Below are 20301 nucleotides of genomic sequence, written 5' to 3'. Positions count from 1 at the left end.
ACCTTGTTTTTTTACGCTTTTCCAGTCAACTAGGCTTCTGTAACAGATGGCACATTTGCTTGTCCGAGACTAGTCCCTATGTGAGAATACTACCACATCAGCAGACCCGAAAACTGTTGTAAATTGTACAATTTTATTGACATTCTAGTCTTAAACCCCACCAAAGCTATTTGGGTTTTTATAAAAGGAGTTCATCTGTGCGATCGCAATTATAGCTTTTGATTTTTGACTACTTCTTTGTAAAAAAGTTTCAAACCTTCAATCATTGCCTCAAAAATTTAAAATGCCGTTACCGACAGTTATTGTACCGGGATATCTAGAAAGCGCCATCGCTTACCGCCAACTAGAACAATCCTTACAACAGTTAGATTTTCCCACGGTTACAGTTCCACTGCGACGGCGCGACTGGCTACCAACTATTGGCGGAAGACCTGTAACACCGATTCTACAAAAACTCGACCTGACAATCAAGCATACATTGCAGCAATATAATGCTACCCAAGTTAACTTAATTGGTCACTCAGCCGGAGGTTGGATATCCCGCATCTACATGGGAGAAAAGCCTTATATGGTAGGCAGTAACGCTAAACCCTCGCTTTGGAAAGCGCATCCTTTGGTTGCAACTCTCATCACCTTGGGTACACCCCATATTAGCCAAGAACGCTGGACACGCTCAAATCTAGATTTTGTCACCAATAACTACCCAGGAGCTTTTTATAAAAACGTTCGTTACGTTTGTGTGGCTGGCAAAACTATCTTTGGGGAAAGGCGGCGTGGTAGCTGGTTAGCTTACAGTAGTTACCAATTAACCTGTGGTAAAGGCAACACTTGGGGAGATGGCATCACACCAATTGAAGCTGCTCACCTGGAAGGTGCAGAAAATCTGGTAATTGAAGGTGTGAGACATTCTCCGAGAAGTCCTGGAATTTGGTATGGCTCACCAGAACCCTTAAAAGCTTGGGTGCAATATTTGAGTCATTAGTCATTAGTCATTAGTCATTAGTTATTGGGAATTGAGAATTGGTTTATCCCTTCACACTCCTTACTCCTTACTCCTTACTCAGCACTCATGAAAGGTATTGAGCTGGTTAGCTTATCGGAAATATTAAAAAATTTATTTTTCTTTGAAAAGTGCAACATATATTAATATTTCGTAGTTAAAATTAGAAAGTAATAAATACCTAGTTAAGAACAGGAGGGGTGAGCTATGCAAAGCACCCAGTTCGATAGGATTATGCGACGAATGGCAACGATATTGTCAGTCGTGATTCTGACTTTGTGCTTAATTTATGTTTCTACGGGAGTTTTGCTTTCTTTTTACTATGAACCGACAGCAGGCGGTGCTTATAACTCCTTAAAGATGATTAATACACAAGTGCCATACGGGTGGTTATTTTGGAGAGCGCATAACATTGCTGGTAATGCGGTAATTGCGATCGCTCTAATTCAAATTGTGGTGATGTTTTTAGGTCGCCAATTCCGCAAGAGTTGGCTGACTGCTTGGATTAGCGGGATTTTGTTGACCTTAAGTGCGATCGGGCTGGACTGGACAGCGATGATCCTAGATTGGACTCAGGAAGGATACTGGCGTTTTAACATTGAATTGGGAACCATCGAAGCTATTCCTTTTATTGGTGGACAACTGCGCGAAATCCTAACTGGGGGTGGAGCGATTAATACAGTTACTGTCGAACACCTTTACACAATACATAGTTATCTCATTTCGGTGGCGACGCTAATTCTTGCCATCGTGCATTTATCTGCTTTACTGTGGCAGGAATGGCAAATGTATCAAGAAGCGCCAAGACCAGAAATTGGTAATTTGCAACAACCACCAGAAGGCGAATTTATTCCTTCCCAAAGTTAATAAAGGGTCAAAGAAGAGGAGTATTGGGAAGAGGACTTGGGGACAAGGAGAATTGGGGACAAGGGGAAAGATTTGTTTCAAGTTCTCACCCCTTGTCCCCTTGTCCCCTTGTCCTCTTCCCTCATCCCCCAGGAGCCTCACTAGCGGACAATTGAACGAGGGATAGGTCTTCAACCTCCGCTAACTTTTCTAGAGAGAGGGGAGTGGATTGGGTAGCACCAGATAAACGTTTTAAAAGGCTAGGTCTGGGGTCATGTAATAGGTAAATAATGCGATCGCCAATTTCCCAATCTTGGTTAACTGGCATTACCTGTAAGCGTTCTTCTCGTTCTACCAATAACGGTATCAACACCCCAGTCCGAATCTTTTCTTGAATGCGATCGCACTGAGTGGAAAATTCTAGCTCATTTAGCGTAGTTGTCCCCAGTTTGACTCGCCCATCATTTAAATATTCATTCCAAGTTTTAATCGCTAAGTCTGGGATAAAAGCTTGATTAACTTTATTACTAACCGAAATACTCGCTTGCGGATCGCGGGGGAAAACAGCTAAAACGCGCGGCGGCTTAAATTCCTCGGCTGCTCGTTGAGCCAAAACAAAATTCACCTCGCCATTACTTGTCATCGCCAAAAAAGTGCCCATCGAAGCAAGTCCCGCCTCTTCCAAAACAGCAGCATCCAGTCCACTGCTGGCAATCACTCGCAGATTTTGCGCCTCAGCTTGAACAAGACATTCCGGGTCAGTATCAATCATGACCACATTTTCTCCCCGTTCTTGAAAGAACCGGGCAATCAAAAGACTCAATGGGTTACAACCCACAATCACTACCCCAGTTACGTCCTTGGAGGTAATTTGCAGCCATTTGGCAACCCAGCCAGCTGTTAGCCCTTGGCAGACAACAGTCATGATAATTGTCAGGAAAACTAAAGCTTTAATGGAATCACCGCCGTTAATGCCACGCTGGGTAAGGGAGATTGCAAAAAAAGAAGCTACAGAAGCCGCAACAATTCCTCTAGGAGCAACCCAGCTTAAAAATAGTTTCTGTCGCCAATTTAAATCACTGTTCCAGGTACACAACAAAATATTAATCGGGCGAACGACAAACATTAATACCAAAACAGTGAATAAGCTACCCCAGCCCAAAGCAAACACACTGGCAATAGATAGATCGGCAGCTAATAAGATAAATAGCACCGAGACGCTGAGAATTGTTAGCTGACCCTTAAAGCTCCGTAACAGACGTTCTTCTGGAACTGAGGAGTTAGCAAAGACTGCTCCTGCAACAACTGTTGTCATGACTCCCGATTCACTGCGGATCATTTGCGATAAGGCAAACAAACCCCAAAGTATCGCCAACACCACTAAGTTTTTTAGCTCGAATGACAGAAAACTGGCGCGTTTGAAAATCAAGCTCATCAGATAACCGCCAGCACCACCAATTGCTGCACCAACACCCAGGCGTATTAATAAACCAACGATCGCATTAATTGGATCGGCATCACCGTTCACAATGGTATCGAGGACAACGAAGGCGAGAATCGCTCCTACAGGGTCAATTAAAACCCCTTCACCTTCCAAAAGTGTTGCTACTTGCCGATCTACATTGATTTGTTTAAGCAAAGGGCCAACGACGGTTGGGCCTGTCACCACAATGATGGAAGCATAGAGAAAAGCTATATTCCAAGGAAATTCACCCAGCCAGTGAGCAGCCATACTGCCACCAAGTAGTGTGATTAGCGTTCCGAGAGTGACGAGCAATTGTAAGCTGACTGAAACCCTGCCTAACTCTCGCAGATCCAAATTAAGTCCGCCTTCAAACAAAATTATTGCAGTTGCTAGGGCGACAATAACTTCCACTCCAGTGCCCAGCAAATGGGGATGCAATAGCCCTATGCCATCAGAGCCGAACAATATGCCTAACAGCAATAACAAGACGATGCTGGGTATGCGAAAGTATGCAGCCAGCACTTGAGCGCTAATGCCTGCAAAAACAGCGATCGCCATCTGTAGGGTAATTTCAAAAGATGCTTCCATGTTGTAGATTTTGAGCGATTTATTTCAAAATCTTTGGTAAAAAATCGTAGATATTAACTCTACAGGGTACAACATCATACCCTTTTGTCCTTGGCAGAATTTACCGTTTTTTCTATCTGAGCTTCTCTCGAAGTTACCAGCACCAGACGTTGATGCACCCTGCGGCTTCCCACAGGAGCTTCTACGAAATCCTTTTTGTTTCTCCATCTCTTTGTATCCTTTTCAAGCTTTAGCCACCACCCAGTTTAGCTGCCAAAAACTTTTTTTCGCAAAAGCTGTTGACAACAGCTAGGAAATTAGTTATTTTATAAAAGGTCTGAGTCCGATGCCCCCATCGTCTAGAGGCCTAGGACACCTCCCTTTCACGGAGGTAACGGGGATTCGAATTCCCCTGGGGGTACTTAAAAAAGTAGAAGCGTGTCTTTCTACAAGTTGATAAATTAAAACGCTCGTTCAGGATTATTTCTGAACGAGCGTTTAATTATATATACGGTTTTTTGGTGGCTAACTCTTCTACACGTTGGTGAATAGCCACAAGATTCAACCGTAGGTCTTTACTCAGGCGGTTTTCAATGATTCCCACTGGCATGGTGAGTTTAGGCCAAACTTGAATTGTGTAGCAAAGATTTGTTCCTATATACTCACCAAGGGAATAAGGCTCTAAACACCAGCTACCAGAAAAACCTTTAAAATCTCCCTCTACCATCCGAAAATTAATTTCTTTGGGGAAGCATTCTTCCAAATCCAGAACCACCCGCGCCGAAAAGTTGAAATTTAGTAAGCGCTGGGAGCCTACTTGCTCCAGTCTAATTCCACCATTGGGATGCTCGATTAGACGACTCTTGGCGAGGTTGGGGAGAAAGTCAGGTAAGGCTTCATAATCTGTCAAAACCTTCCAAATTTTTTCCACCGGTTGGGGGATTTGGACTTTGGCGCTGATTTGTCGCTGTCGCTCTGCTATTTTCTGAATTTGAACTTCTACCTTAGCTGCCAAAGCGACTAGATCAGCGCTCAAATCTCCTTCAAGATTGGTGTCATCACTAGGAGACTGGAAATCAAGGTTCTCTGTTGGGTTCTGTTCTTTAGTCACATTAAGAATTATGGTTTGCTTTCGTCAGAAAATTGGGGCAGAGTCAGGGTGAAGCAAATTTCGCTCTGTTCAGAATCCGAGATTGGGAGACTCTCAACTGCGATCGCTCCATTCAAATGCTGCACTAAAGACTTGACTAGAGCAAGTCCCAAGCCAGTCCCTGGAGTCCAACGCCCTTTTCCGCGACGGAACTTGTCAAAGATGTAGGTTGCTTCTTCTTGGGAGATGGCATGTCCTGTATTCGTCACCTTTATGATAACTTGATCGATTTGTTGATCGACTCGGTGAACAGCTTCTAAATGGACGGTGGTATCATGCTGCGAGTATTTACAGGCATTAGTTAACAACTCTTGCAGGATGCGGTCAAAACTCTCCAGTTCCGTTTGCAGTTTTAGCGATTCTTCTGGTAAATCTACAGAAATCTTTAATCCCTTCTCTGCGAGTTTCTTCTCAAAAGCTATTGTTATATCCTGAATTCTAGTATTTAAATCTATAGATTCTAATTGTGGAGCTTCGTGAGGCGACTCTAGTTTCTGGAGTGTCAACAAGTCATTAATCAAGTTGATTTCCTTTGTGCATTCCTGCTCTAGGATATCCATGTATCTAATTTGACGCTCTGGTGCGATTCCTGGCAAACGTAAGTTCCGAATGGACATCAGCATATTTGTCAAAGGATAGCGCAAGCGATCGCTCATGTTGCTCAAAAATTCATCTTTGAGTTCATTGAGTTTCCGCAGTTGCTCAACATATTGCCGGGTTCTTTCATGCAACTTTGCCTGGAGTTCCAGACTACTCTGGAGTTTCGCTGTCCGCTCATCTACCAAAGTTTGTACTTGACGCAATGTCTGTGACTGAATTATGGCGTTGCTTACTTGAGCGCAAACCATTTCCACAAGATTTAATTCGGCTGCTTGCCAACTGCGAGTAGTAGCTTGCTGTAGCACCAAAAATCCTAAGATTTTACCTTGACTTTCTAACGGCACTAATAAGACGGCAGGCAATTGCTCGATCGCAAATAATGGAGCAGCTACCGAAGTATCATTTTGCTCTGTATAGTTATCAAAGATTACTGCTTTTCCAGTATCTATGAAGGGACGCTGGCACAAACCACATTCCGAAAGCAAAAAAGACTGCTGTTCTAAGGTTTCTGGTTTAGTAGTGCGACAAATTTGTGTTGCCTTCGCCCATTCACCAACCACTCTAGCTTTCGCTTTCGGAATTTGTTTTTTAGCTTGAGTCCTAAATAGTGGATCAGTATATTTTAGTAGTATAAGTAAACCTCGATCTGCCTGTAGAGATTCGGCAGTAGAGGCGATAACTAACTGGAGCATTTGATTAAGCTCTAAGTTACTGCGACTCAGTAATGTTAATTGCTTGATCAAGCTTTGATACTGATCGCCTTTTTGAAGATATTGTTGTTGATGAGTAATTAGTTTAGCTTGCGCCACTTGAGAAAAAGCGATCGCACAAGCAGACTCTACTTCTTTTAGCAGTTGTTTTTCTGATTCACTCCAATCATAAGGTTGGAATTTAATCAGATTAATCACCCCATTATTATTTCCACCAAACCTGGTGGGAATTGCCAAAACAGCTTTTATGGGTAGGGGTAAATACTGACAGCCAATTACCAAACTCTTCTGAATGATGGAAATATCTTCAATAGTCAATGGTTCAGCAGCACATTGCAGCACTGGCGAGTGCATAAGCAATTGTTCCATCGAAAACATTTCTTCTGGATGTGGCAACCCCATATATTGATCGGCACACCAATTCATAGTACTTGCTTCGTCAGATGTTTCACTCGTTACTGAAACTAAGCAGCAACAATCTACTTCAAAAGCAGTTCCTAGCAATTGGGCAATATCTTGCAACATCAAAGCCGTAGATGAGGTATTGGCAATGATTTGGTTAATCTTTTGTACCAACTGGTGGGCAGTTTCTTCCTGATGCTGCATCAGCTTGACTTTGTAAGTTTGTAGTCGATCTATGTCATCTACGTACTGTGTCGGCGACCATAAAGGCTTTTTCATTCTTGGCACGCCCTTGGATAATAAATCCATTGTTTTTGCACCCAACCCATTGGCATATTCTTCACCGTTAGTTGTGTTGCGACACCTTGATAATTGACAAATCTTATATGAATACTTTCTCTCACCTGTTATAGCCCTTTTCTATGGCAGATGGCCAAGTTGCTGCTATATAAAGCAAATTGCTACATAGGTAGTGAGATACTTAGGATATTCTAAAATGACCCAGCCTGATTATTTTTGGCTGCTTTATCTTCTCTATATTGAGATAATTAACTAACTTTGATTTAGAATATCCTGTCTGTAAGTATACATAAACCGTAAATTCTCTGGAATCTCAGGAAAATCCCCCAGTCATGACCGTAAAAACACTGGATTGATTTTAAGATTTTTGTAAAATTTTGTTTTTATTTTAGTCCTTTAAGCAGCTATCCTTTGCTCTGTGTTGCTTTCAATCAAATATAACTAAGCCAGAGCGTCAAACCAATTTTGGATTTGGGATTTTGGATTGAAAGAGACTACTCTCTTAGCTCAGAGCGGGGTATGAACCAAAAAATCTAAAATATAAAATTCGTATCCCCTCAGAATTTCCTTTTATCGAACAGAATTCAGGAGTCAGAATTCAGAATGAATTCTGTGCGAGTGGCGGATAGCGCAGCGTAAAGCCTTCTCTACGAGAGGCTGCGCCAACGGCATGGCTTCGCTTAAAGCGAGTCCACGAGCGTCTGAATAGCCGGGTTTAAGACCCCCACTAAATCTACGATTTGGTGGTCTTTAATCAGTCGCGGGTCTGAATCCCCGACTGATTTATTCTGACTCCTGAATTCTGACTTCTGAATTCTTCTTCAATAAGCTACAAATCTTAACAATAAGTTTTACTGATTAGAGAAAATAAAGCTAAATTCTGAATGTAGCCCAATTATTCAGTAATAAGACTTACGTACTGAAAAGCTGAAACTTCGTTTGCGTAGCCCCACTACCCCCTAACAAACACCAATTGCTCAACTTGGGTATCCTAAGTTGAGCAATTGGCTTCCCTTAAACAGGGGGTATCTTAAAAGCCCCCTTTTTAAGGGGGTTGGAGCATCTCTTGTACGTCAGCCTTAAATAAAATAACTAGGCTGCATTGCCTGAATATTTAAGACTATCCAGCCAAACTCTCGACACTCAGAGGAACCATATCGCCATTTCTCGTCAGCCCTAACAGCATTGGTTCTTGGGGTTGAATTAGTTGACCTGTTAGTACACAACGTTCTTCTTGCTGGGCTGTGGCTGCTATGCTAGCTCGAATGTCCGCTCGGGAAAATCGAGGCTTCCATTCACCTGATTTTTGTTGGACATAATTCCAAAGAATATCTCGAATCAGAGCTTGATATCCCTGATTTCCAGCTATTTCTTTGAGCTTATCTTTGAGTTCTCGCTCTAGGCGGATGCTGGTAACTTCCATATCGGTGGTTGGGGTGCGGGCGATCGTATGCATCACTATTTCTCCTTGAAACTATAGACAGGATAGTAATACAAGTGTAGTATGTTTAAAGGAATGTTCAATAGGTGAAATTTTCTGTGAAATCCATTTTCCCCATATTTACTTCAATTTTGTGCCCTACCAATTGCCGAGCCAGTTGGGAATCAGCTGCTATGGAAGTGGAGTATTTATTTATGGGCGATGGTAGCCGAAATTATGGGCAAATCACAGAGGGTAATTATGATTTTAGACATCTCAGCATAAGTGGGTTGATTGCGAAACCACAACTAGATGAAGAAAGCGGGGGGTACAGGCAAAGGAATGCTGTACCAATATGAGACCAGAAAGTTTTCCGGTCAATTATAACCCCCGCTTCACCCAAACAGGAAGCGGGGGTTTTTTATAAGGAGTGAAGCTGTGACGATATCTTCTGGTGCGTCCGCTACGCGAACAATGCGCGGTGCGAACGCAATGCAAGTGTTAGAGCAATCTGTAGTGGTGTTTTCTCAAAATTACTTGCCACTGTGTCGGATCAATATCAAGCGGGCGATTGTGCTGTTAGTAACCAACAAAGCTCAACCGTTAGGTTTTACCACAGAAAGCGGATGGCGAGTTCACTCACCCAACTTGGTAATTGATGTGCCAAAACATATTCGCTTAACAATCACTTCTAATGAGCGGATGTGGAAAGTTCCGCCAGTGAATCGGCGGGAAGTTTTACGGCGAGATCATCACAGTTGCCAATATTGCGGTAGCGGCAAGCATCTAACACTAGATCATGTGATGCCGCGCTCAAGAGGCGGTTCTCACACTTGGGATAACGTAGTCACAGCTTGTGAGAGATGTAACTCCCGTAAAGGCGATCGCACCTTATTTGAGTCTGGTATGCAATTACGTACCAAACCAAAAGCGCCAATTCACCCCGCGATTTCTTTTGCAGAACAGTTTTGGATAGATATGCAAGGAAGCCTGGAATAGCAGGAGAGCATAAGGAATGCTGAAATTAACTTACACAGAAAGCAGTTTTGATTTGGAATGTCTCACTCTGTCGCTAGAAGAATGGGTAGCGCAGCGAGTGATTTTGGCCCTGCGAGTTGGGCAAAGTTTGTGCATTGAACCCAGTACTGCTTCCTTTTTGCTCCCTGTGGATTTGCCAGGAGTAGAAGTGCTTAAGGCTGAGGTAAAAAGGGATGACAGAGAAATCATTGCTCTCTGTGCCTCTGATACCCAATATATGGAAGTCACTCTGCAAGGTTCTTGGCTATCAGATAGTTCTAAGGATGCTGTAGGTGTGTTTTTCACCACTATGAGCGATCGCGCTGAGTTCTTTTTGCACAAACTTTGGCAGGAAGCTCAAGCTTGTGCTTCTGTCATGAGTGAATAAACGAAATAGTAGGGTGAGAAATTCTCACCCTTTATTGCGCCATTTGTAGCAGTTCGGGAATTGTCACAAATCGATAGCCTTGCTGTTTGAGTCCACTGATGATTTGTGGCAAAGCTTCTACTGTTCTTCGGCGATCGCCACCACCGTCGTGCATCAAAACAATAGAACCTGGTTTCGCGCCTTTCAAGACATTATTTACAAATGCTTGCGGTTTGGCGTGAGGATCGGTATCAGCTGAAGTTAACGACCACATAATGACAGCATTTTTCTGGCTTTTCGCATAAGCAGCTAATCCGTTGTTTAAAAAACCTCCAGGAGGACGAAACAGAGCAGTTTTCACTCCTGTAGTTTTGTATATCAGGTCAGATGTGCGATCGATCTCACTCTTAGCTGTGGCTTCATCCATTTGCCGATACCAATGATGCCAAGTATGGTTGCCAATGGCGTGTCCCTCGGCTACCACTTGTTTGGCTAGGTCGGGATTTGCTTGCAAAGCTTGTCCTACCCAAAAGAATGTTGCTTTAACATCATTTTGCTTGAGGATATCTAGCATTTCTAGGGTTGTTTTTGGCCAAGGCCCATCATCAATGCTCAGAGCAATAACCTTTTCGTTGCTGCTGAGTTGAACTTTATAAACTGTTTTTCCTTGAAATTTAGCTGGGACTGTAAATGTAGGGTTTTCTACTTTAGCTGATGGCGGTAGTTGGACATTAACTAGGCCCTTTGCTGGATCTTGAACTTGTGCAGTGTGGCTTTTGCTAACTGGCTGGTTCAACCCCAATTGTGGGGAAGTGCCTGGAGCAATACTACAAGCTGTAATACTAAAGGCGATCGCAATAAAACTAATTATTTTTTGTCGCTTGAGGTAGTTGTCTGTCACGTCAGGCTTTTAAAAACTCACCCAAGCATAACTGTAGTTTGAATTTTCAGAGGGGCTAAGTAAGTTCAAACCTAGGTGCAGAAACTCTTCTAGACAATTTCAAAAAAACTTTCTGAAACCCCTTGACACCTTTTGTAGTATTTTGTAGTATGAATGTAGTGGAGCGGAAAACAAGTTTCTCAAGAGTCAAAGTTATGTTCTACATACAACTAAAGGACAGGCGTTGGAATAATCCAAAGTCCCCAGTCAAAAAAGCTGTTTCTACTTGCACACCATCGGTAGTAGAGGCAAGAAACGAAAAAAGTTCTAAGTTTGCACTCATCAAAACCACTGAATACATCCGTAATACATAACAGGCTTGCTACCTAGAGTTTCGGTTGTTTTCCTAACAGTTTTTAACAGTAAAAAGTCAATTTTCTGAACCTTGAAAACTAAATAAGAAATGGGCAAGTTCATCAACAAAATCTGTGCCTAAAAATCTCAAAGTTTAGGCACAGATTCCCAAAAATCGGGGTGTAGCTCAATTGGCTAGAGCGTTCCGTTGTCTGCGGAAATGTTGCGGGTTCAAATCCCGTCACCCTGGTTGTAGTCCTGTAGGCGAATAGTTTAAGCCGTCAGTTTCTCAAACTGAAGATTGCGAGTGCAAATCTCGTCGGGACTCCCAAATGGTCAGGTAGCCAAGTGGTCGAAGGCGTTGGTTTGCAAAACCGATTAGCGCGGGTTCAAATCCCGCCCTGACCTCTGGTGCGATCGCAGTGTAGCTTAACCAGCAAAGCCCCAGGTTCATACCCTGGTATATGCGGGTGCAAATCCCGCCACTGCCACCAAATGCAGGGATGGTGTAACGGCAACACATCGTGACTCCAAATCCGATGTTCTAGGTTCAAATCCTAGTCCCTGTGTCAGACAATTTTGGATTTTAGATTGCCAATTTTAGATTAAAAAAGTTAATCCCAAATCTAAAATTCAGTCAATTATGCCCTCGTGGACGAATGGTTAAGTCAGTGTTCTTTCAAAGCACAGATGCGAGTTCAATTCTCGTCGAGGGAATGATTTATGGGTCGGTGGCCGAGTCTGGTTGAAGGCGACAGTCCGTAAAACTGTTCTTTTTTGCACGCAGGTACCCTGCGGGAAGCAATCTACAAATCCTGCTCGACCCACTATGGAGAGGTGGCTGAGTGGCTAAAAGCGTCCTCCTGCTAAGAGGAAGCGGGTAATTAATACCCGTCGCAGGTTCAAATCCTGTTCTCTCCGTTTTGAGAGTGTGGTGTAACTGGATAACATCTCAGTCTACGAAACTGAAGATTTGAGGGTTCGATTCCCTCCGCTCTCGCTCGTTACATGATCTCTTCTTCTATCCCTCGGTAGCTCAGTTGGTAGTTAGCGCCTGTTTGTTCGCGTAGCGTGTCTGAAAGACAAGAACAGGAGGTCGTCGGTTCGATTCCGACCTGGGGGGCTTCGTTGCCTCATAGCTCAATGGTAGAGCAAGCGGCTGTTAACCGTGCGGTTGTAGGTTCGAGTCCTACTGAGGCAGCCATTCATTAATAGCAAAAGATTTTGGTGTAAGTGACAAGGCGGTGGAAAAATGGTGTAAAGCTTACGGTATTGAAAAACCGCCTAGAGGTTATTGGGCAAAAAAACAATATTCCAAGCTTTAGATGTGATTGATATTCTTTAATTTTTGCCCCTGTAGCCCAATTGGTACGAGGCACTTTATTTAGGGTAAAGAGGATGCTGGTTCAAATCCAGTCAGGGGTATTGGTGAATATGCGGGGATAGAGCAACGGTGGCTCATCAGGCTCATAACTTGAATATCGGCAGGTTCGACTCCTTCCTTGCCCCTGTCACCAAAAATAGTGCTGGTGTAGCTCAATTGGCAGAGCAACTGACTTGTAATCAGTAGGTTGCAGGTTCAATTCCTGTTACCAGCTTGATGCGGGTGTGATGTAATCGGTAGCATCTGAGTACGCCATACTCAGTACGTGTGTACTCTTCCCTCCGGGACGCTCCGCGAACGAGAACGCTACGAGAACAACTCCCTCCACTCGCTTGCGTAGTCCTGTAGCTTCAACGGTAGAGCAAGTGCCTTACAAGCAAGAGGTTGCAGGTTCAAATCCTGCCAGGACTACCAAATCTTGGGAGTGTAGCTCAATGGAATAGAGCTTCGAGCTTCTACCTCGAAAGTTGCGGGTTCAAGTCCACCACTCCCGTCTATGGGTCTGTAGCTTAATTGGTAAAGCGTCTAACTGGCTGTTAGAAAAATGTCGGTTCGATTCCGACCAGTATCCACCAAATATGGGGTCATAGCTCAAATGGATAGAGCGCCTGCCTTGCAAGCAGGAGGTTATGGGTTCAATTCCCATTGATTCCACTGATGGTATCTGAAGCCAAAGTGGTCAAGGCGCTGGTTTGTGGAACCAGTCAAAGCGGGTTCAAGCCCCGTCAGATACCCCTCAATGGAAGATGCTGCTGAATGGACGGCAACCAAGCTTGAACCTTGGAGTACAGGCAACTGTAGGGGTTCGATTCCTCCATCTTCCTCTTTTTCCACCTGGAGCCGAAAAGCGAGGCGCTGTGCTGATAACACAGAAATAGGAGGGGCAGTACCTCCCTGGTGGATTTATATCTAGTGTTGATGTAGGGCTTGCGATGTAAAAAATATACGATCGCACTTGCTCATTTCTTAAATTAACTAGGGTGGTTGGCATATCGGCTGTGCAGCGAGCTTTTAACTCGCAGAAATAGGTTCGACCCCTATACCACCCACTAAAACAATTAAAAATTTAAAATTCAAAATTCAAAATTAAGAAATGCAATCTTAGTTAGCCTTTTGGCAATCGCTAATATGCAACTTGAATGCGTTTTGGGTTATGAATAGCAACTAGCGATCGCTAATTGAGCATGTTGCAATAGTATATCTCTATCCAAAATTTCTACGGGATATTGCGGTGTCACTGCTAGTAGTTTCTCAATTCTTTCTCTGGCTGCTTCCACTACTGATTCGTCTAAACTACCCTTGCTAAGAGAATCGACGAAATCTTCAGCAATTTGATAGGTTCTTTCAATAGATGATGAATTGATATTGCGCGAAACAATGAACAGGTCACAGCCTGCATGAAACGATCGCGCCACAGTACCAGCTTTCATAAACATATCTGAGATCGCTTTCATATCCAAGTCGTCAGATACAACCACTCCCTGAAAGCCAAGTTCTTCCCTAAGTATGGTTTTGAGAATAGGCTGGGATAGTGTTGCTGGTAAATCTGCATCTATCCTAGGAAACAAAATATGGGCAGTCATGATTAAAGGAATCTGTACTTCGATTAGGGCTTTGAAAGGTATGAGTTCTCGAAGTCGCAGGTCTTCTAAAGTTAAATCCAGTATTGGTAGCTCAATGTGAGAGTCTTTGCTAGTGTCTCCATGTCCGGGGAAGTGTTTAGCGCATCCCAAAATTCCTGATTCTTGAAGTCCAAGGTAGTAGTCACGGGCATCTTTTGCGGCTATTTCGGGAGTGTTACCGAAGGCGCGAGGCCCTATAACAGGGTTGTGGGGATGGGAAAAAACATCTGCTACAGGAGCCCAGGATAAATTTATTCCCAATGATTTTAGTTCTGTAGCTGTGGCTTTTGCTACTTCGCGGGCGTGCGATCGCAACAACAATGCATGAGGAAATCGCGTAATTGGCATTGGTGTGCGAATGACACGACCTCCTTCATGATCCACAGTCATAAACATTGAATCACGTTCAGCATATTCTCGTATCTGGCTGTTTAAATCCTTGAAGCTTTCTAGCCAAACTTGATATGGAGCGCCATCCAAAAAGTTTTTAGCAAAAAATATTACCCCAATCGGCTTTAATTCACTGAGTACGCGTTTATCGTCATCGCTTAGTGTAGTGCCGGAAATACCTAAAATCAGGTGATTTCCAAAGTGTTTTAGCTCCTGTGAACCACTCATAATCTTTTACCTAACTGAGGTGTTTAATAGCAATCTATAACCAGTACCCTAGATATTTTCTCAGATTTAGATGCACGGATTCCCAAAGAAATCAACTACTTTTGAGATTACCTATTTCCTGTCAAAGGAATTACTTTTGTCTCGTTAAATTTTCTGTACCTAAATCTAGATAAAATACTTGCTAAAACCTATTGCCAACAATGGTATTAGTAATTTTGTTGGGCAGTTGTGCGTAGGTAAAATTCCCTTTGATCAAAGTTTTTTGGGGAAGCGATCGCACAATAACCGTCAAATGTAACAGATTGCAACGTATAATGAGAACGATAAAACCGTTAAGAAATATTGAAGGGCATTAGGGTTAAATGCGAGTAGCGATCGCGGGAGCGGGACTAGCAGGACTTTCCTGCGCGAAATATCTCACGGACGCAGGTCACACACCCATTGTCTTGGAAAGCCGGGACGTACTGGGTGGTCTGGTTGCGGCGTGGAAAGACTCTGACGGCGACTGGTACGAAACCGGGTTACACGCCTTCTTTGGGGCATATCCTAATATGCTCCAATTGCTCAAGGAGTTGGGCATTGAAGATAGACTCCAGTGGAAAGAGCATACACTGATTTTTAATCAACCAGACAAGCCTGGAACACTCTCACGTTTTGATGTTCCAGATATTCCATCTCCTTTCAACGTCATAGCATCGATTCTTCGCAACAAAGACATGTTGACTTGGGAGCAGAAGATTCGATTTGCCGTTGGTCTACTTCCCGCAGTGGTTCGGGGACAGAAGTATGTCGAAGAGATGGACAAATATAGCTTCTTAGAGTGGTTGAAAAGGCAAGGTGTTGATGAGCGGGTAACTAGTGACGTTTTTATCGCCGCATGTAAAGCACTCACCTTTATCAATCCTGATGAAGTTTCCGCAACAATTCTCTTAACTGCACTAAATCGTTTTCTGCAAGAACGATATGGCTCCAAGATTGCATTTTTAGATGGTTCTCCCACAGAACGTCTATGCAGCCCGATTGTAGATTACATTACAGAACGCGGTGGAGAAGTGCGGCTAAATGCCCCCTTGAAAGAAATTTTGCTCAACGCCGATGGCACGGTGAAGGGATACTTGATTCGAGGGTTAAATGGGGCAGAAGATGAAGTTATTACAGCTGATTCGTATGTATCTGCCATCTCAGTTGACCCTTTGAAGGTCATGTTGCCTAAACCTTGGAAGCTGATGGAGTTTTTTCAAAAGCTAGAAGGTTTAGAAGGAGTACCAGTGATTAACCTCCATCTGTGGTTTGACCGGAAACTTACAGAAATTGATCACCTACTTTTTTCGCGATCGCCCCTCCTAAGCGTTTATGCTGATATGAGCAATACCTGCCGTGAATACGCCAACCCCAATCGCTCAATGCTGGAATTAGTTCTAGCTCCGGCAAAAGATTGGATTGCCAAATCCGATGAGGAGATTGTGGCTGCAACGCTTGCTGAATTGGAAAAACTTTTCCCAGACCACTTTGGGGGAGACAATCCAGCAACATTGCTAAAATCTCATGTGGTGAAAACGCCGCGTTCAGTTTACAAAGCGACCCCTGGTCGTCAACAGTACCGTCCCGCACAAGTTACGCCCATTGCCAACTTCTATCTCGCCGGAAGTTATACCATGCAACGCTACTTAGGCAGTATGGAAGGTGCCGTACTTTCTGGTAAGCTGACAGCGCAGGCAATTTCTGAGGCTCTCCCGGTAGCAAATTCCTCAAACCTGCAAACGCTCACCCGACCGCCCGCAACGAATGCTGCAACTGCCTGATTCCCCCCCGCGCATGAAAACGCTGGTCTCTGTAGACGAGTCATACAAACTTTGCCGACATCTCACAGCAAAGTATGCCAAGACTTTTTACCTGGGTACTTTGCTCATGAGTCCGGTAAAACGTCAATCTATTTGGTCAATTTACGCTTGGTGTCGCCGTACAGATGAATTAGTGGATGGGCCCGCATCTGCTATTACCACGCCAGAAACCCTAGACCTATGGGAACAGCAGCTGGAATCGATTTTTGCGGGACGACCATTAGAAAATTACGATGTCGCTTTAGTTGATACCCTCCAGCGCTTTCCGATGGACATTCAGCCCTTCCGGGATATGATTGCCGGTCAGCGTATGGACTTATATCGCAGTCGTTATGAAACCTTTGAGGATTTATACCTCTACTGTTACCGCGTTGCTGGCACTGTTGGCTTAATGTCAACAGAAGTGATGGGTGTAGATAGCACCCTATACACCGCTCCGTGGCATCAGAACAAACAACCATATCTTCCCACAGAAGAAGCGATCGCTCTGGGAATTGCCAATCAACTCACCAACATCCTGCGGGATGTGGGAGAAGATGCCAAACGGGGGCGAATCTACATTCCCCTTGAGGACTTGGAAAAATTCAACTACACCGAGCAAGACTTCTTCAAAGGTGTGGTAGATGATCGCTGGCGGGCGCTGATGCGCTTTCAAATTGAACGGGCCCGCCAATTCTATACCACGTCAAACCAGGGAATAACTTATCTAGCATCCGATGCCCGTTGGCCTGTATGGGCAGCATCAATGCTGTACGGCCAGATTTTGGAGGTGATTGAACGCAACGATTACGATGTGTTCAGTCGGCGGGCTTTCGTTCCCCAGTGGAAAAAGTTACGCACCTTGCCCTTAGCTTGGATGCGATCGCAAGTTCTTTAAAAAATCAGTCATTTGTCCCTAGTCCTTAGTCCTTAGTGGTTTATAAATAACCAACGGCTAATGACAAATGACAAATGACTATTGACTCTTAAGAGCAAGTCTGGTAACATTGATATTCGTGAGTCAGGAGAGGTGGCTGAGTGGTCGAAAGCGGCAGATTGCTAATCTGTTGTACGGCAGGCAACTCCGTACCGAGGGTTCGAATCCCTCCCTCTCCGTTTTCCAGCTTTTAATACACAGAATATTTTCTGTGTAAACTAATATAGGCGTAAATATTTCTACTCCCAAAGATGGATGATATGATTTATCCTTTGGAGTCTTGATAAGATCCAACTAACTTACAAACTTAGTTTGAATCTTAATTTTAGGCTCCTAGATATTTGAGGAGTGAAAGTGATTTATGATAAAAATTAGTGCCGCCTTAACCTTGAGTCTAGCTGCCATAGCAACAGGATTCCTAGTTGGGGCTTGTGGTGATAGTAGTACCCCCAATGGTACAGCTACCACCGGAAGTAGTGCGACCCCAGCAGCAAACTCAACTACAACAAGCAGTGATAAAGGGCTAAAAATTGGTTCCCTACTACCGACAACAGGCGATTTGGCTTCTGTCGGACAGCAGATGCTAGGTTCTGTCCCTTTACTTGTCGATACGGTCAACGCCTGCGGTGGGGTGAATGGTGAACCAGTTAACTTGGTGCAAGTAGACGACCAAACCGATCCGAAAGCTGGTGCAGCCGGTATGACCAAGCTAGCAACTTTAGATAAAGTCGCAGGTGTAGTTGGTTCCTTTGCCAGTAGCGTTTCTAGTGCCGCAGTCTCCATTGCCACGCCGAATAAAGTCATGCTGGTTTCCCCTGGTAGTACCAGTCCCGTATTTACTGAAAAAGCACAGAAAGGCGACTTTAAAGGCTTTTGGGCGCGTACTGCTCCCCCTGATACTTACCAAGCACTAGCATTAGCTCAACTTGCCAGAAAAAAAGGTTTCAAGCGAGTTTCTACAGTCGTGATTAATAACGACTATGGCGTTGGCTTTGAAAAAGCATTTGTGCAAACTTTTGAAAAATTGGGTGGAACCATCGTTAATAAAGATAAGCCTGTCCGCTACGACCCGAAAGCGCAGACATTTGATACAGAAGCGGCGGCTGCCTTTGCTGGTAAACCAGATGCAGTTCTAGCTGTACTTTACGCCGAAACTGGCAGTCTGTTTTTAAAAGCTGCGTATCAGCAAGGTGTAGCTAAGGGAGTGCAGATTCTGCTCACAGATGGAGTGAAATCACCTACTTTCCCAGAACAAGTTGGCAAAGGCAGTGATGGCAAATATATTTTAACTGGAGCGATCGGTACAGTACCCGGTTCCGATGGTAAAGCATTAGCAGCTTTCAACAAACTGTGGAAGGATAAAAAGGGTAATGAACCAGGGGAATACGCCCCTCAAGCGTGGGATGCGGCTGCTTTATTGACATTGGCAGCACAAGCTGCTAAAGAAAATACAGGCGTTGGAATAGCTGGTAAAATTCGTGAAGTAGCTGATGGCCCTGGCACAGAAGTTACCGATGTCTGCGAGGGACTGAAGTTACTAAAAGATGGTAAAAAGATTAACTATCAAGGAGCTAGCGGCAACGTAGATGTTGATGCTAACGGCGATGTCGTTGGTGTATATGACGTTTGGACAGTAGGAGACGATGGCAAAATCAAAGTAATTGACAAAGTTACCCCCAAGTAGAAAGTTAGGAATTAGGAGTTAAGAGCTATTAATGAAATATTACTAACTCTTAACTCCTAACTCATAACTCCTAACTCTTATAATCCAGTGAAGTTATAACCAACTCCTAACAATAAGCCAATATCAGTTTGATCAAAAAATCCCGCATTGACAGAGGCTGTTGCTGTGAATTGAGGAGTTAGAGGCACATCAATGCCACCAGATACCAAAAAGGCAAATTGCGAATCATTACCAGTTTTGTAAGCTGCACCAACTCCAACGTAAGGTGCGATCGCTAACGGTTCGCTAAAAGCATCTGCTGATTTGAAGGTAAAATCGTAGGTGATCGGAAGCAAAATTGTCGTGTTGTCGCCAAATACGGCTGAGGGACGTACCGATATAGAATTTGTCAGTCCGACTTTACTAACTACGGCGAAGTTACCATCGCCCAAAGACGAGCTACCATCACCACTCAAACCAATGTTAGCAGCAACGCCAATATAGCTACTGCCACCACGGGTTGTTCTGCCTAAATCAATATCCGATTGTGCCACTTTGGTAGCAGCTGGTTGAGCAGTCGTTTGAGAAGTCGGTTGGACAAACTCAGAGGTGAGAGTCGCAGACGAGGTTGCCACTGTCCCTGGAACTGGTGTAGACGTTGCACTGCTATTTTCCTGTATTACAGGATTTTGGCTCTGCTGTACCTCAGCTAAATTTGTGGCTGTAAATGTTTCAGTTGTTTCTGTAGAAAGATTTTGGCTTACAGCGTCTAGTTCTGTACTAAACTCATTGGGAGACGCTACGGTTGCGGGAGAGTCAGTTAATGCCTGACTGCTTACCTTGTCTACTGTCTGGGCACTTGCAGATAAGCCGCTACTCAGAACTACAAGAGCAGCTATACCTGGCAACCAAAAAACACCTTTACGAAGAAAAATAGTATTCACGTTCACTCCTAAAACAACATTGCCACGAAAAATAAAGATTTTTGTTGATTTAAGTCAACAAATTCCGGCAATACTCAAAATTTAACACCAAAAAATCGGATTTCACATCCTTACTTTGCTGGATTTATCTATGGTCATAACACACCAAAAATCTAGAATAGTGCGTTAACCTACGGGATAAGACACCCTACAAAACTAGGTTTTTAGGACTTATGTATACACCGTAGTACAGGGA

Annotated in this window: 14 protein-coding genes and 23 tRNA genes; 30 read left to right on the top strand and 7 right to left on the bottom strand. The window is 43.9% G+C overall.

Annotated elements, in window-relative coordinates; translation table 11 throughout:
* The first annotated feature begins 283 nt into the window (after positions 1–283).
* On the top strand, positions 284–982 hold the full coding sequence (locus tag FD724_RS27885; protein WP_179074840.1) for a triacylglycerol lipase: 699 nt from the start codon (positions 284–286) through the stop codon (positions 980–982).
* 225 nt (positions 983–1207) lie between these two features.
* Positions 1208–1867 (top strand): cytochrome b N-terminal domain-containing protein, encoded by a 660-nt coding sequence (locus tag FD724_RS27880; protein ID WP_179074839.1) that lies wholly within the window; start codon positions 1208–1210, stop codon positions 1865–1867.
* 121 nt (positions 1868–1988) lie between these two features.
* Here FD724_RS27880 and FD724_RS27875 read toward each other — a convergent pair whose 3' ends face one another.
* Positions 1989–3899: a sodium:proton antiporter gene (locus FD724_RS27875; RefSeq protein WP_179074838.1), complete on the bottom strand. Its 1911-nt coding sequence runs from the start codon at positions 3897–3899 to the stop codon at positions 1989–1991.
* A gap of 327 nt (positions 3900–4226) precedes the next feature.
* Between FD724_RS27875 and FD724_RS27870 the strand changes: the two genes are divergently transcribed.
* Positions 4227–4299: transfer RNA gene (locus FD724_RS27870), tRNA-Glu, on the top strand.
* An 81-nt stretch (positions 4300–4380) separates the two neighbouring features.
* On the opposite strand, the gene FD724_RS27865 is transcribed toward FD724_RS27870, so the two are convergent.
* The 3 genes from FD724_RS27865 to FD724_RS27855 all read right to left on the bottom strand — a co-directional run bounded on the left by FD724_RS27865 (position 4381) and on the right by FD724_RS27855 (position 8496).
* Positions 4381–4989: an SRPBCC family protein gene (locus tag FD724_RS27865; protein ID WP_114083736.1), complete on the bottom strand. Its 609-nt coding sequence runs from the start codon at positions 4987–4989 to the stop codon at positions 4381–4383.
* An 8-nt stretch (positions 4990–4997) separates the two neighbouring features.
* Positions 4998–7019: a GAF domain-containing protein gene (locus FD724_RS27860; RefSeq protein ID WP_179074837.1), complete on the bottom strand. Its 2022-nt coding sequence runs from the start codon at positions 7017–7019 to the stop codon at positions 4998–5000.
* A 1141-nt stretch (positions 7020–8160) separates the two neighbouring features.
* Positions 8161–8496 carry a hypothetical protein gene (locus tag FD724_RS27855; RefSeq protein ID WP_012409307.1) on the bottom strand — a complete coding sequence of 112 codons (336 nt, stop codon included), beginning with the start codon at positions 8494–8496 and terminating at the stop codon, positions 8161–8163.
* Between the two features lie 456 nt (positions 8497–8952).
* Here FD724_RS27855 and FD724_RS27850 point away from each other — a divergent pair, with 456 nt between their 5' ends.
* A complete protein-coding gene (locus FD724_RS27850) occupies positions 8953–9459 on the top strand; it encodes an HNH endonuclease (RefSeq protein WP_114083778.1) in 507 nt (168 codons plus the stop codon).
* Between the two features lie 16 nt (positions 9460–9475).
* On the top strand, positions 9476–9865 hold the full coding sequence (locus FD724_RS27845) for an alr0857 family protein (RefSeq protein ID WP_012409304.1): 390 nt from the start codon (positions 9476–9478) through the stop codon (positions 9863–9865).
* A 31-nt stretch (positions 9866–9896) separates the two neighbouring features.
* Here FD724_RS27845 and FD724_RS27840 read toward each other — a convergent pair whose 3' ends face one another.
* Positions 9897–10745: a polysaccharide deacetylase family protein gene (locus FD724_RS27840; RefSeq protein WP_179074836.1), complete on the bottom strand. Its 849-nt coding sequence runs from the start codon at positions 10743–10745 to the stop codon at positions 9897–9899.
* 509 nt (positions 10746–11254) lie between these two features.
* Here FD724_RS27840 and FD724_RS27835 point away from each other — a divergent pair.
* The 21 genes from FD724_RS27835 to FD724_RS27735 all read left to right on the top strand — a co-directional run bounded on the left by FD724_RS27835 (position 11255) and on the right by FD724_RS27735 (position 13511).
* Positions 11255–11328 (top strand) — tRNA-Asp (locus FD724_RS27835).
* 4 nt (positions 11329–11332) lie between these two features.
* Positions 11333–11409, top strand: a tRNA-Glu gene (locus FD724_RS27830).
* A gap of 3 nt (positions 11410–11412) precedes the next feature.
* Positions 11413–11486, top strand: a tRNA-Cys gene (locus FD724_RS27825).
* 10 nt (positions 11487–11496) lie between these two features.
* A tRNA-Met gene (locus FD724_RS27820) sits at positions 11497–11572 on the top strand.
* A 3-nt stretch (positions 11573–11575) separates the two neighbouring features.
* Positions 11576–11647, top strand: a tRNA-Trp gene (locus FD724_RS27815).
* A gap of 77 nt (positions 11648–11724) precedes the next feature.
* Positions 11725–11795 (top strand) — tRNA-Glu (locus FD724_RS27810).
* Positions 11796–11803: 8 nt separating this feature from the next.
* Positions 11804–11905, top strand: a tRNA-Tyr gene (locus tag FD724_RS27805).
* 4 nt (positions 11906–11909) lie between these two features.
* Positions 11910–11999 (top strand) — tRNA-Ser (locus FD724_RS27800).
* 4 nt (positions 12000–12003) lie between these two features.
* Positions 12004–12078 (top strand) — tRNA-Arg (locus tag FD724_RS27795).
* A 25-nt stretch (positions 12079–12103) separates the two neighbouring features.
* Positions 12104–12201, top strand: a tRNA-OTHER gene (locus FD724_RS27790).
* Positions 12202–12207: 6 nt separating this feature from the next.
* Positions 12208–12282, top strand: a tRNA-Asn gene (locus tag FD724_RS27785).
* A 146-nt stretch (positions 12283–12428) separates the two neighbouring features.
* Positions 12429–12503, top strand: a tRNA-Leu gene (locus FD724_RS27780).
* An 11-nt stretch (positions 12504–12514) separates the two neighbouring features.
* Positions 12515–12595, top strand: a tRNA-Met gene (locus FD724_RS27775).
* Positions 12596–12603: 8 nt separating this feature from the next.
* A tRNA-Thr gene (locus FD724_RS27770) sits at positions 12604–12676 on the top strand.
* Positions 12677–12800: 124 nt separating this feature from the next.
* Positions 12801–12876: transfer RNA gene (locus tag FD724_RS27765), tRNA-Val, on the top strand.
* 6 nt (positions 12877–12882) lie between these two features.
* Positions 12883–12955: transfer RNA gene (locus FD724_RS27760), tRNA-Arg, on the top strand.
* Positions 12956–12960: 5 nt separating this feature from the next.
* Positions 12961–13037 (top strand) — tRNA-Ala (locus FD724_RS27755).
* 5 nt (positions 13038–13042) lie between these two features.
* Positions 13043–13116 (top strand) — tRNA-Ala (locus tag FD724_RS27750).
* A 6-nt stretch (positions 13117–13122) separates the two neighbouring features.
* Positions 13123–13196 (top strand) — tRNA-His (locus FD724_RS27745).
* Between the two features lie 7 nt (positions 13197–13203).
* Positions 13204–13286 (top strand) — tRNA-Ser (locus tag FD724_RS27740).
* 154 nt (positions 13287–13440) lie between these two features.
* Positions 13441–13511: transfer RNA gene (locus FD724_RS27735), tRNA-Lys, on the top strand.
* A 102-nt stretch (positions 13512–13613) separates the two neighbouring features.
* On the opposite strand, the gene nagZ is transcribed toward FD724_RS27735, so the two are convergent.
* A complete protein-coding gene (nagZ, locus tag FD724_RS27730) occupies positions 13614–14702 on the bottom strand; it encodes a beta-N-acetylhexosaminidase (protein ID WP_179074835.1) in 1089 nt (362 codons plus the stop codon).
* A 362-nt stretch (positions 14703–15064) separates the two neighbouring features.
* On the opposite strand from nagZ, the gene pds reads away from it, so the two are divergent.
* The 4 genes from pds (at position 15065) to FD724_RS27710 (ending at position 19143) form a co-directional block, all read left to right on the top strand.
* The gene (pds, locus tag FD724_RS27725; RefSeq protein WP_163931636.1) at positions 15065–16504 is read left to right on the top strand and encodes a 15-cis-phytoene desaturase; all 1440 of its coding nucleotides are present in this window, start codon (positions 15065–15067) and stop codon (positions 16502–16504) included.
* Entirely contained in the window at positions 16488–17420 is a 933-nt protein-coding gene (crtB, locus tag FD724_RS27720; protein WP_012409300.1) for a 15-cis-phytoene synthase CrtB, read from the top strand. The genes pds and crtB overlap by 17 nt, the downstream gene beginning before the upstream one ends.
* A 126-nt stretch (positions 17421–17546) precedes the next feature.
* Positions 17547–17638, top strand: a tRNA-Ser gene (locus tag FD724_RS27715).
* A gap of 182 nt (positions 17639–17820) precedes the next feature.
* The gene (locus FD724_RS27710; RefSeq protein ID WP_179074834.1) at positions 17821–19143 is read left to right on the top strand and encodes an ABC transporter substrate-binding protein; all 1323 of its coding nucleotides are present in this window, start codon (positions 17821–17823) and stop codon (positions 19141–19143) included.
* Positions 19144–19220: 77 nt separating this feature from the next.
* On the opposite strand, the gene FD724_RS27705 is transcribed toward FD724_RS27710, so the two are convergent.
* Positions 19221–20066 carry a hypothetical protein gene (locus FD724_RS27705; RefSeq protein ID WP_179074833.1) on the bottom strand — a complete coding sequence of 282 codons (846 nt, stop codon included), beginning with the start codon at positions 20064–20066 and terminating at the stop codon, positions 19221–19223.
* Between the last annotated feature and the right edge of the window lie 235 nt (positions 20067–20301).

The organism is Nostoc sp. C057, from assembly GCF_013393925.1.
Taxonomy (GTDB): Bacteria; Cyanobacteriota; Cyanobacteriia; order Cyanobacteriales; family Nostocaceae; genus Nostoc; species Nostoc muscorum_A.
The sequence above is the reverse complement of the archived record's forward strand: the minus strand, read 5'-3'. Positions and strand labels throughout refer to the sequence as shown.

Coding starts and splice junctions, on each gene's coding strand:
- FD724_RS27880 (WP_179074839.1), top strand. CDS start 1,208: ATGCAAAGCACCCAGTTCGATAGGATTATGCGACGAATGGCAACGATA.
- crtB (WP_012409300.1), top strand. CDS start 16,488: ATGCTGCAACTGCCTGATTCCCCCCCGCGCATGAAAACGCTGGTCTCT.
- pds (WP_163931636.1), top strand. CDS start 15,065: ATGCGAGTAGCGATCGCGGGAGCGGGACTAGCAGGACTTTCCTGCGCG.
- FD724_RS27855 (WP_012409307.1), bottom strand. CDS start 8,496: ATGCATACGATCGCCCGCACCCCAACCACCGATATGGAAGTTACCAGC.
- nagZ (WP_179074835.1), bottom strand. CDS start 14,702: ATGAGTGGTTCACAGGAGCTAAAACACTTTGGAAATCACCTGATTTTA.
- FD724_RS27860 (WP_179074837.1), bottom strand. CDS start 7,019: ATGAAAAAGCCTTTATGGTCGCCGACACAGTACGTAGATGACATAGAT.
- FD724_RS27850 (WP_114083778.1), top strand. CDS start 8,953: ATGCAAGTGTTAGAGCAATCTGTAGTGGTGTTTTCTCAAAATTACTTG.
- FD724_RS27710 (WP_179074834.1), top strand. CDS start 17,821: ATGATAAAAATTAGTGCCGCCTTAACCTTGAGTCTAGCTGCCATAGCA.
- FD724_RS27845 (WP_012409304.1), top strand. CDS start 9,476: ATGCTGAAATTAACTTACACAGAAAGCAGTTTTGATTTGGAATGTCTC.
- FD724_RS27885 (WP_179074840.1), top strand. CDS start 284: ATGCCGTTACCGACAGTTATTGTACCGGGATATCTAGAAAGCGCCATC.
- FD724_RS27875 (WP_179074838.1), bottom strand. CDS start 3,899: ATGGAAGCATCTTTTGAAATTACCCTACAGATGGCGATCGCTGTTTTT.